This window comes from Bacillus sp. FSL K6-3176, assembly GCF_038003325.1.
GTDB lineage: Bacteria > Bacillota > Bacilli > Bacillales > Bacillaceae > Bacillus > Bacillus altitudinis.
The window spans coordinates 1,916,048-1,928,264 of record NZ_JBBOOX010000001.1; the positions used below are offsets into that span (position 1 = coordinate 1,916,048).

7 protein-coding genes are annotated in these 12,217 nt (G+C 41.8%); 1 reads left to right on the plus strand and 6 read right to left on the minus strand.

The genetic code is table 11. From position 1 onward, the window contains the following. Positions 1-37 precede the first annotated feature (37 nt). The 6 genes from MHB38_RS09840 to gltB form a co-directional block, all read right to left on the minus strand. A complete protein-coding gene (locus MHB38_RS09840; protein ID WP_017358860.1) occupies positions 38-1,405 on the minus strand; it encodes an MATE family efflux transporter in 1,368 nt (455 codons plus the stop codon). A 19-nt stretch (positions 1,406-1,424) separates the two neighbouring features. After that, the gene (gene dacB, locus MHB38_RS09845) at positions 1,425-2,909 is read right to left on the minus strand and encodes a D-alanyl-D-alanine carboxypeptidase/D-alanyl-D-alanine endopeptidase (RefSeq protein ID WP_341003250.1); all 1,485 of its coding nucleotides are present in this window, start codon (positions 2,907-2,909) and stop codon (positions 1,425-1,427) included. A gap of 131 nt (positions 2,910-3,040) precedes the next feature. Then, complete coding sequence (locus MHB38_RS09850) at positions 3,041-4,021, minus strand: pectinesterase family protein (RefSeq protein ID WP_008346597.1); 981 nt, start codon at positions 4,019-4,021, stop codon at positions 3,041-3,043. 99 nt (positions 4,022-4,120) lie between these two features. After that, positions 4,121-4,813 (minus strand): DUF421 domain-containing protein, encoded by a 693-nt coding sequence (locus tag MHB38_RS09855; protein ID WP_008346595.1) that lies wholly within the window; start codon positions 4,811-4,813, stop codon positions 4,121-4,123. A gap of 223 nt (positions 4,814-5,036) precedes the next feature. After that, positions 5,037-6,521, minus strand: a complete 1,485-nt coding sequence (gltD, locus tag MHB38_RS09860; RefSeq protein ID WP_008346585.1) for a glutamate synthase small subunit — start codon at positions 6,519-6,521, stop codon at positions 5,037-5,039. A gap of 16 nt (positions 6,522-6,537) precedes the next feature. After that, a complete protein-coding gene (gene gltB / locus MHB38_RS09865) occupies positions 6,538-11,109 on the minus strand; it encodes a glutamate synthase large subunit (protein ID WP_138825896.1) in 4,572 nt (1,523 codons plus the stop codon). Between the two features lie 153 nt (positions 11,110-11,262). Between gltB and MHB38_RS09870 the strand changes: the two genes are divergently transcribed. Beyond that, positions 11,263-12,165: a LysR family transcriptional regulator gene (locus MHB38_RS09870; protein ID WP_008346581.1), complete on the plus strand. Its 903-nt coding sequence runs from the start codon at positions 11,263-11,265 to the stop codon at positions 12,163-12,165. Positions 12,166-12,217: the final 52 nt, after the last annotated feature.

Below are 12,217 nucleotides of genomic sequence, written 5' to 3' on the forward strand. Positions count from 1 at the left end.
CGATCTTCGTATGTATATGCCAGATGATAGGCTCACATTATGATTGGACAAGTGCAACGATCTGCTTTTTCTTCCATACCAGTCGATAATAGCCGTATTGGAGCAATAAGTTTACAAAAAAGGCAGCAGGATATCCTATCCAGATTCCTTTGATCCCAAGCGATGTATGGTGTGATAGCACATAAGCCACTGGTACTTCAACAAGCCAAATGGAACAAATACTAAAGATGGTCGGCCATAGAACTGTGCCACTTGCTCTCATTGTGGCTGCAACGATTTGTGCTGTTCCAAAAATGAGATAGCTCCATAGGGTGATCACGACCAAACTATATGCAACATCAATTGTTGCAGGATCTGTTAAAAAGATAGATAAAATTTGTGGTGCGAAAATATAGACGAAAATAATAATCAATCCGCCTATCGCAAAGTTTAGCCCCAGCCCAATTTTAATGACATCTTTCAAACGATTCATGTTTCCTGCGCCAATGAATTGTGCGGCGAAGATAGAAACAGCAATACCAAGGCTCACTGCGGGCATCTGTACATAACTTACGACTTGGTTAACAACGCCATAAGCTGCGGTCGCCTGTGATCCATAATCGTTGACAAAAGAAATGACAGCAATTTCTGATAAAGAAATGAGAATCATATTAATACTAGAAGGGATACTTAACTTTAATAGCGTTTTTAATAAATCCCCTTTCATCAATAGATGCTTTCTAACCGACGCATCAATGCGCAGCGGGTGCTTTGTTTTATAAAGGTAGATATGAAGAATGATAAACGTAACGATTGTAGAAATCACAGAAGAATACGCAGCACCATATAAACCAAATGCCGGTAAACCAAGCCAGCCGAATAATAAGATCGGTAGCAGTAAAATATTTGTTCCTGTACTAATCATTAAGAAATAAAATGGAGTTTTCGAATCTCCTGTTCCTCGTAAAAAAGTTGTATAGACAAAATAAAGAAATAAGATGGGCATGGAGATGAATAGGATTCTGGCATATGCCGCACTTTCCTCCACAATATTTGCAGGTGTCCCCATCAAATGTAAAATATCTGTGGCAAAAAAACCTCCAATGACAGCTAAAGAAAGTCCGATTAAAAAGGTGAACGAAAGCGTTGTACCGATAATTTCCTTTAACCTCTGCTCATTTTTTGCTCCGTATGCTTGTCCAATCAGGATCGAGCTCCCTGATCCAATCCCAATGGAAAAAGAAACAAGTAAAAAGAAAAGTGGAAAGAATGCCGAAATCGCAGCTACTGCATCCTCTCCAATCCATCTACCGACAAGCACAATGGAAACAAGCTGTCCAATTGATTGCAAAATATTGCTTAATAAAAGTGGAATTAGAAAGATCGACATGGTTTTTACTAAAGATTGATTATTATCTAACGTCATGATGGTTCTCCTTCTCTGTCTAAAGATCCTCAGCTAACATGCTGACAATTCGGTCTTCTATCTCTTTTCCTTTTTCGTCATCAACGAGATGATTCAATAAGATGGAAAAAGCAAGCGTTTTTCCACTCTGCGTTTCAATATATCCAGATAGTGTGCTGACCGTTGATAGTGTACCTGTTTTTGCACGCACTTTTTCTAGTGTAGCTGGTTCTTTCAATCTATTTCTTAATGTACCTCCCACCATACGCTCACTTGCCCCAGCTAACGGAAGTGCATGGACATAGGTGTTAAACCATTTTTCCTTTTGAATGTTTGTCAAAAATAACGTGAATTGATTTGCAGAAACAAGGTTAATCGGTGATATGCCTGATCCGTCTCTCAACACAGTCATAGATGCATCTATGCCATAGGCAGGAAGACGTTCATTCAGCACGTCAAGCCCTTTGTCAAAACTCCCTTTGTTCTTTACCCGCTTCCCAAGTTCTTTTAACAGAATTTCTGCATGTGTATTGTTGCTTAATTTCATCATCGGAACAAGAAGATCGGATAAAGGCATTGATGTATGGGAAGCGATTTTTTTCGCTTTTTTAGGAACTTGTTTTGTTTTGAGTGGTCCTTTCAGCTGAATCCCCTCAGCCTTTAATGCTCGTTTCATTAAGTCTAAAGCATACGTTGTCGGTTCCCATAATGCGACCCATTGTTTAGACGAGGATGCTTTTAGCGGAATCGTTCCAGTCAGTGTAATTTTGTTTGTACCGTGAGAGCGTTTAAAAGATATTTTCTTCTTTCCGCCTTCTGGCACAGTTTTCACTTGATTGACAACTTGAGCGACGTCAGTCTTCGGGATCATCTCATAGCTGGCCTTCTGCCCTGCTTTCTTTCCCGGATTGACTTCGAGAATGATCGTTCCTGCATCATAATCCTCATTCGGTGAAGCAGTAAGAGCAGATATTTGAGCGCCGTAATATTGATCTTCATCACTCCACGGCAGATCGATGGAATACCTTGTGTCATCAAACCAAGTATCATCAGCCGCAAGCTGTCCACGAATCGTATGTATTCCGGCCTTTTTGACTTGTTTGGCTAATGCGGCAAAATCGCTTTCTAACAATGTCGGGTCTCCAGTGCCTCGGAGATAAAGATTGCCGTGCAATGTTTTCTTTTGGATTAAACCATCCATCCAAACGTCTGTTGGAAAAGTGTGTGTTTCACCCAGTAGATCGAGTGCGATAGCAGATGTGAGTAATTTCATATTAGAAGCAGGAGTCAGACGGATGTCCGCTTGATGTTCATAAAGAAGAGAAGTGTCAGAAGTATCGCGTACGCTGATGCCAGCAATTGCGCCCTCTAAATCAGGTGCTGTTCGAATGAATTCGTCTAAAGAAGTGATCCATTTTGATTGATCATCATGAGCTGTTAGTTGTTCATCTTTCACTGAAAAAGGGAGAAATAACATCGACAAAATACATAGTTGTAAAAACATGACCTGTGAGAAACGTTTCACGCAATCCCTCCTTTTTAGAAAAGCAGCCAAATTTAGCAGATTATGTTCATTATACACAAAAGAACGTTTGTTCTCAAAGGTTTTTTAAACAGAAAAGTCAGCTTTCTTTGACGAAAACTGACAAGCCTCTTTTACCTTTTTTCAGGATTCCAGCCATCGCTTCCGCTAAGCACGGCTTGAACGGTGATTTGACTTGCTTCGTTTTTTGTTAATATCGTTGACCACTTCACCCGGTTTGCCACATGACTCCCTGCGCCCGTTGATCCATATTCTTGATATCTAGCCGTTCTTTCGTTGTCTTTGTTCTCCCAGTTATGCCATCCCTCAGCTTTAATATGTTCATCCATTTTTGTTTGGAGGAACGTGACAGCCGAATGAGGTCTCCACGGACGGCCTAAGTACACAGATTGAGACGCAGACGTTCCTTTATTTAACGTGGAATCAATAAAAACGTAGCCATACTTTTGCGCTTCTGTTGTGGATGCCGCTGTAATATATCCATTTCCAAGACTTTTTATTTCAGCTCTTTTAAATACAGCCGTTGCTGAACCAAAGATGAAGTCAACCGTGCCCTCGATATAGCAATCTTCATAATATTGTCTCCCTGTGCCTGTGGCATAAAGTGTATCTTGATAACCGAGAACACGTACGTGTTTAAACACAGCCCGGTCCCCGGATACATAAAGGGCAACCGCCTGCCCTGCGTTTCGGCCAGCTGTATTTTGAAACGTGATATTTTCTGCGTAAAAATGATTTGCCCGAATCATTGTACTAGAGCTATTGGTTGTGCTCCCGCTGCTTGCATTTGTATCATCATACGTCAGAATCGTCTGATACTGATTTTCTCCAATAAAGGACACATACGGCTTATTTTGCGGAAGGAGAATCTTTTCTTTATACACACCATTTTTAATATATATCGTCGTTTGCTGTTGATTGTTCACTGGTATCGCATCAATGGCAGATTGAACCGTTCGAAATGTCCCATTTCCTTTTTGGTCGACAATAAGCACGCGGTTTGTTTGATGGTTGTGTCCAGCTGCTTGCGCATAAGCTGAGTCAAAAAGCAGTAAGGCCAATACCATCATCAGCAGTCGTTTTCCATACTTCATCACACATCTCCCCCTTATATTGTGAACGTTTTCATTGACGTATTCTTTTTGATCCTATTCAGTTATAAAACAAAAAAACACAAAAAAACATCCACTGTGTTAGGTTGTGGATGTTTTTTCATATTTCATCGCATAAATTCCTTCATTTTCAATCCATTCACAAAATAGGACGTCTTTATAGGAGGATATGTGCTGTTTTTTCAATTGCTCTCTCAGCCACGCTTCATCAAATCCAGCTTCCTTTAAATCTTTTTTTAAAATCTCTCCGTCGATAATAAACGTTCTAGGCAATGTGACTTCTTTTCCTTTCACGTTCACATCTTCGGCTGTAGCTGGTGCATATTTCATTTTCGGAAGCACACTCACAGACCCATCCGTTTCCAAAATGGCAAATTCAATTTCATTAAGAGCAAAATGCCCTTTCGCTCGAATCAGCGTCTGCAGCTGATTTAAATCAAGCATATTTTTCTTTAATCGATTGTAGTGAATCTTTCCTTTATCAATCACAAGAGTCGGTCTTCCCTCTAAAAAAGCGCGAATGGATTTGAATTTTTGTGAAAGCCATTCAACTGTGTAGATTAAAACGCCCCAGACTGCAACTGCAAAAAGGATATGTAGCACGCTGACTTCTGGATCAAAAATGGCGTTACCAACCATCTCCCCTAAAATCAGTGCAGAAATAAAATCAAACGGCGTGATTTGTGCAAATTGTGTTTTCCCTAATAGCTTTGTAATGGAAAATAAAGCGAAAAATCCGATAAAGAGTTCAATCAAAATATTAAAAAATGGCACACATATACCTTCCTTTCTCACTGCATGTACTTACAGCATGTACAGGAAAGGAAGGTTCTAAACCATTTATGAAGGCAGTAAAATAAAGACGTCGTCTTCCTCAAGCGTTTTGTTAGATCCATCATCTAGAATTTCAAATCCCATCATGTCTGAATCATAAAAAGCCATGACCACTCTTTGGTCATGGCTTTTCTCTATATATGGTAAACACCCTTTGTTTGACCTATTTTGGCAGAACCGAACTCCCCATTAAATAACGGTCTACCTCATGCGCCACTTGTCTGCCTTCGTTAATTGCCCAGACAATCAAGCTTTGACCGCGTCTTGCATCTCCCGCTGCAAATACGCCTTCTACATTCGTCGTATATTCCCCATATTTTGCGTCAATCCGATTGTTTTTGCTGTCCACGCCAAAGTGTTTCACTAGCGGCTGTTCAGTTCCCTCAAAACCAATCGCAATAAAGACTAGCTGAGCTGGCCATACCTTCTCTGTTCCTGGAATCTCATGAAATTCAAACTTCCCTTGCTCGTTTTTCACCTTTTCCATTTGAATGGTATGAAGCTCTTTTAACTTCCCATTTTTATCAGCCACAATCTTTGTGGTTTGAATCGAATATTGCCGCGGATCTTCTCCAAATTTTGCTTGTGCTTCTTCGTAAGCATAATCTAGAGAGAAGACATAAGGCTGTTCTGGCCACATGTTATCCCCTACACGTGTATCTGGAAGCTTTGGATGCTTTCCGAATTGAACAACACTTTTTGCTTTTTGGCGAAGTGCAGTTGCGACGCAGTCAGCGCCTGTATCTCCTCCGCCAATCACAATGACGTCTTTCCCTTTTGCGTCAATAAAGTTTTTATCTTTGAATCCTGAATCAAGCATGCTTTTTGTTGCGAGTGTTAAATAATCCATTGCCAGGTGAATCCCTTTTGCTTCCCTGCCTTCAATTAACAGGTCACGCTGCTTTTGTGCACCTGTACAAAGGATGACCGCATCAAATTGCTCTTTCAGTTCATCAGCCGTGATATCCACACCAATTTCTGTATTGGTCACAAAGTCAATGCCTTCTTGTCTTAGCAGTTTAACTCTGCGCTCAACGACTTCTTTGTCGAGCTTCATATTCGGAATACCATAAGTGAGCAGTCCACCAAGACGATCAGATCGTTCAAACACGGTTACAGCGTGCCCTGCTTGGTTTAGTTGGTCTGCACTTGCCAGTCCTGCTGGTCCTGATCCGACAATGGCAACCTTTTTCCCTGTACGGCTTGAAGGAATTCTTGGTGTAATCCAGCCATTTTCAAAACCTTTATCAATGATCGTCCGTTCGATATTTTTAATCGATACTGCTGGATCATTGATCGCGACGGTACATGAGCCTTCACAAGGTGCTGGACATACTCTTCCAGTAAATTCAGGGAAATTGTTCGTTTTTTGTAGTCTTTCAAGCGCTTCTTTCCATCTGCCCCGGTAGACAAGGTCATTCCATTCTGGAATTAAATTGTAGATCGGGCAGCCAGAAACGCCGCCCCTGATCTCCATCCCAATTTGACAAAACGGTGTTCCGCAATCCATACATCTAGCACCCTGCTGTTTCAATACCTCATCTGTATAAGGAGCTGAATATTCTTTCCAGTCATTTTGACGAGTGAGAGGGTCACGTTCATTTGGCTTTTCTCTTTTATAATCCATAAAACCTGTTGCTTTGCCCATTGTCCTCTCCCCTTTCTTAATGAGCGACGGCTGCTTTTTGCCCGTTTGCCGTTTCTTTATTTTTCGGTTTTGTGTTTGCTTCAAATGCGAACATAACAGCTTCCTCGTGGCTGAGGCCTGCTTGTTTTTGTTCCTCAATGCTTTGAAGCATCATTTTGTAATTTCTCGGAATGATCTTAATGAATTGATTCTTTTCTTGTGCCCAGTTCTCTAGAAGCGCTGCTGCTTTTGAGCTGTTTGTATAATCAAGGTGTTCCTGAATCATTTGCTTCACTTCTTGTTCTTCTTCGTGATCTGTGAGTTTTTCAAACATGATCATTTCCATGTTACACATTCTTTTGAACTGTTTTGCATCGGATGTATGCACATAAGCGATACCGCCAGACATCCCTGCGCCAAAGTTCTTCCCAACGTCACCTAAAATGACAACACGTCCGCCAGTCATGTATTCACAGCCGTGATCACCGATTCCTTCAACGACCACATTGACACCTGAATTACGAACGGCAAATCGTTCACCTGCACGACCGTTAATATACGCTTTTCCGCTTGTCGCGCCGTAAAATGCAACGTTACCGACAATCACGTTCTCATGTCCATTTTGTACAAAGTGATCAGATGTTTTGACAGCAATTTTGCCTCCAGAGAGTCCTTTGCCGATATAGTCATTTGAGTCACCTGTTAAATATAAAGACATCCCCTTTGGAACAAATGCGCCGAAGCTTTGTCCAGCTGAACCAGTGAACCGAAGTGTGATCGTATCCTCTGGCAGACCTTCTTCTCCGTAGCGCTTAGACACTTCACTGCCCGTAATCGTTCCAGCTACACGGTGAATGTTGCGAATGTTTAGTGACAGATCAACCGGTGTTTGATGATCGAGCGCTTCCTGTACATAAGGGAGAATCTCATTCATATCCAGTGATTCATCAATTTTATGATTTTGCGGCGTTCTGAATGTGCGTGGTCCCTCTGGCTGATATAGCAGGGTTTCAAGGTTCAGCTGTCCTGCTTTCCAGTGTGCTTTTGCTCTTTCACTTACTGATAAGACATCCGTACGCCCAATCAATTCATCCATTGATGTAAAGCCAAGTTCAGCTAAAATTTCTCTTACTTCCTCTGCAATAAACATCATGAAGTTGACAATGTGATCAGGGTCACCCATGAATTTTTTGCGAAGTTCTGGGTTTTGAGTAGCGACTCCGACTGGGCAAGTATCTAAATGACATGCTCTCATCATGACGCATCCTAATACGACAAGTGGAGCTGTCGCAAAGCCGTATTCTTCTGCTCCTAAAATCGCAGCCATGACAACGTCGCGTCCTGTCATTAATTTGCCATCCGTTTCAAGAACGACTCGCTCTCGAAGGCCGTTTAAGACAAGGGTTTGATGCGCTTCTGCCAATCCAAGCTCCCAAGGAAGTCCTGTATGTTTAATACTTGTTTTCGGAGAAGCTCCAGTACCGCCATCATATCCACTAATTACGATGACATCCGCTGTCCCTTTTGCAACACCTGCTGCAATCGTTCCAACGCCAGCTTTAGAAACTAGCTTGACACTGATGCGTGCGTCACGGTTTGCGTTTTTCAAATCATGGATCAATTGAGCCAAATCCTCGATTGAATAAATATCATGGTGAGGCGGTGGTGAGATTAGGCCAACACCTGGCGTAGAACCACGTACGTCTGCGACCCAAGGATATACTTTATTCCCTGGCAGTTGTCCGCCTTCTCCAGGCTTTGCACCTTGCGCCATTTTAATTTGCAGTTCATCTGCATTGACTAAATAATGACTTTTCACACCAAAGCGGCCAGAAGCAATCTGTTTAATTGCACTTCTGCGATCATCCCCGTGCTCATCTACTGTGAAGCGTGCAGGGTCTTCCCCGCCTTCTCCGCTGTTGCTTTTGCCGCCAATTCGGTTCATCGCAATCGCTAGTGCTTCATGCGCTTCTTTACTTAATGAACCAAATGACATCGCACCTGTCTTAAAGCGGCGTACAATGGATTCAGCAGATTCAACTTCTTCCAGACGAACTGGCTTTTGTTTTGAACGAAAAGCAAATAGATTTCTAAGGAAACCAATTCGTTCTTCATCCGCTGCCTTCGTATATTGCTTAAATAAATCATAATCTTCGTTGCGGCATGCCCACTGAAGGGTATGAATGGTTTTTGGGTTAAAGGCATGATGCTCTCCATTTTTTCTCCACTGGAATTCACTGCCTGATTCTAGCGTTTGATCAGTTGATGCCTGATACCCAGCCTCATGACGAAGCTTTGCTTCACTTGCAATGGTGTCAAGATCAATACCGCCTAACTGCGAAGCTGTTCCTGTGAAATACGCCTGGATGACATCTTCACTAATACCGACTGCTTCAAAAATTTGTGCGCCTCGATAGCTTTGGACAGTGGAAATTCCCACTTTAGACATTACTTTAACTACGCCCTCAGTCACACTTTTCCCAAACTTTGTGACAGCTTCATCAAAGCTAATCGCAATCGCTTCTTCAGCAATAAGCTGTTTGTATGTTTCGTAAACGAGGTACGGATGGATCGCATCTGCGCCGTAGCCAATCAGTGCGGCAAAATGATGAACCTCTCTTACTTCTCCAGATTCGACGATTAAGCTCACCTTTGTTCGTAAGCCTTGACGCACAAGATGCTGATGAAGTGCACTCAATGCAAGAAGTGGTGGAATCGGCACTTTTTCTTCTGTCATGTCACGATCAGAAAGAATTAGTAAAGATACCCCTTCACGAATGGCTTTTTCTGCCTCTTCAAACATCGCATCAAGACCGCGTTTTAGGTCATCAGTGAAAAGTGTATGAATCGTTTTGCTTTTAAAGGCGTTATGAACAATCGTTTTCAAGCCGTTGAACTGCCCGCTTGTTAAAACTGGTGTATAAAGTTTAATTCTTCGGCATGAATATTCATTTGGATGTAAAATATCTCCCTCAGCACCTAACCAAGTCATGGTCGATGTGACAAGCTGCTCACGAATGGCATCAATTGGCGGGTTCGTCACTTGAGCAAACAGCTGTTTGAAATAAGAAAACAGCGACTGCGCACGATCTGATAACACAGCAAGCGGTGTATCACTTCCCATCGAGCCTATTGGGTCCTTGCCTTCTTCTAGTAAAGGAATTAAATACTTTTGAATGTCTTCGTACGTATAATGGAAAGCACGCTGACGCGTTAACAAATCACTCATTATACTAGAATTTTCTGAATTTTCTTCCGAGCGATTGACGTGAACCATTTCTTCATCGAGCCATTTTTGATAAGGAAGTTCATTCGCAATCGAAGATTTCACTTCTTCATCAGAAATAATGCGTCCTTCTTCTAAATCGATTAACAGCATTTTACCTGGTTCAAGACGGTCTTTATACTTCACATCTTCTTCATTCGTGTCGATGACGCCAACTTCAGATGAGAAAATGATATGATCGTCATTTGTCACGTAGTATCTCGCGGGTCTTAATCCGTTACGATCTAAGATGGCGCCGATTTGTTTACCATCCGTAAACGAAATCGCTGTTGGGCCATCCCATGGCTCCATTAACGAACTATGGTATTCATAAAATGCCCGTTTCTCTTTTGACATGTGCGTATTCTCCGTCCACGGCTCAGGAATCAGCATCATCGCTGTATGAGCAGGAGTACGCCCTGCAAGCACGAAAAATTCAAAGGCATTGTCTAAAATGGATGAATCACTTCCGTCTGCATTCAGCACTGGCAAAATCTTGTCTAGATCTTCTCCGAAGGCTTCAGACACGAATTGTTGTTCTCTTGCTCTCATCCAATTGATGTTTCCTCTTAATGTGTTAATTTCTCCGTTATGAATTAAGTAACGGTTTGGATGCGCTCGTTCCCATGTCGGGAATGTATTTGTACTAAATCTTGAATGAACGAGTGAAAATGCAGAAACAAATGTTTCATCCTGTAGATCAAGATAAAAAGCATCAACTTGATCTGATGTTAAAAGCCCCTTATATACAATGGTTTGACTAGACAGGCTGACAAAGTAGAATTGTTTTTCCTCTGCTGTTCCCCAATTTTCAGCCTGCTTACGGATGACATATAATTTTCGTTCAAATGACAAACGGTCTGTTACGTTGTCGTTTGCTCCGATGAACACCTGCCGGACAACCGGACAGCTCTTCGCTGCAACCGTTCCAATTTTCCCAGCATCAACAGGGACCGTTCTCCAGCCAATTAATGTTTGCCCTTCTTGTTTAATGAAGCCGTTGATCTTTTGTTCGATCGCTTGACGCGTTTTGGCATCATCATCTTTTGAAAAGAACACCATTCCTACCCCGTAACGGCCCTTTTCAGGAAGTGCAAAGTCTTGACAGTTCTTTCTAAAAAAAGCGTCTGGCAGTTGTACCATTAAGCCGGCACCATCACCTGTATACGGATCACTGCCTTGCCCGCCGCGGTGATCAAGCTGGCACAGCATTTGCAATCCCTTTTTGACGATGCTATGTGTCGCCTCCCCTTTTAAATGGGCGTACAGTCCGATTCCACATGCATCATGTTCAAATTCAGGACGGTAGAGACCTTGTGGTTGTGGTAGTTGATTATAAGTCATCGTTTCTCTCCCCCGTTTAAAAGATCCGTTTTTTCACAGTAATAAAATCTCACAAACTCTGTAACTTATTTTAAGTTTTCAAATTAATATAAACAATATATAATTTAGATCAAAACAATCTCTTTTTGAGATAGATGGGTGTGAAGTGCAAAAATGGAGCTTCGTCAATTACGTTATTTTGTAGAAGTTGCTGACCGTGAACACGTGTCAGAAGCGGCTGAAAACTTACACGTTGCCCAATCTGCCATCAGCCGGCAGATTGCCAATTTAGAAGAAGAACTTGGAGTGGCTTTATTCGAACGAGAAGGACGAAATATCAAATTAACGAAAATCGGCAGACAATTTTTGGACCATGTCAGAACCGCCCTAAAAGCGATAGATTACGCCAAAGAACAAATTGATGAATACTTAGACCCTCACAAAGGGACAGTGAACATTGGATTTCCTACAAGTCTAGCAAGCCAAGTGCTCCCTTCTGTCATTTCCGCATTTAAGCTGGAATATCCAGAGGTCGATTTTTTACTTCGGCAAGGTTCCTATAAGTTTCTGATTGAAGCTGTCAAAAATCGAGACATTGATCTTGCCTTTTTAGGACCCGTCCCGACAAACGATCCTCAAATAGAAGGAAATATCTTGTTTTCCGAAAGCATTTATGCCCTTTTACCGGTTAGCCACCCCTTTAGCGGACAAAGGAGCATTCATTTAAGTGATTTAAGAAAGGATCATTTCGTGTTATTTCCTGAAGGGTATGTGCTGAGACAAATTGCGGTTGATGCTTGCAAGCAGGCAGGCTATGAGCCTACCATTTCATCTGAAGGAGAAGATTTGGATGCCATAAAAGGTCTCGTATCGGCAGGAATGGGTGTTACCTTATTACCCGAAAGTGCCTTTTATGAAACAACACCGCGATTTACAGTGAAAATTCCCATTGATTTCCCTCAAGTGAGAAGAACGGTCGGAATTATTGCTTCTAAATCGAGAGAGATGTCTCCTTCTGCCCATGATTTTTATATGTTTGTAAAGGACTTCTTTTCAAAAATTGAACAATATAAATAATTCATTAAAACAAGACATTTCATTTGTAGAAATAATCCCTCTTTGTATATGA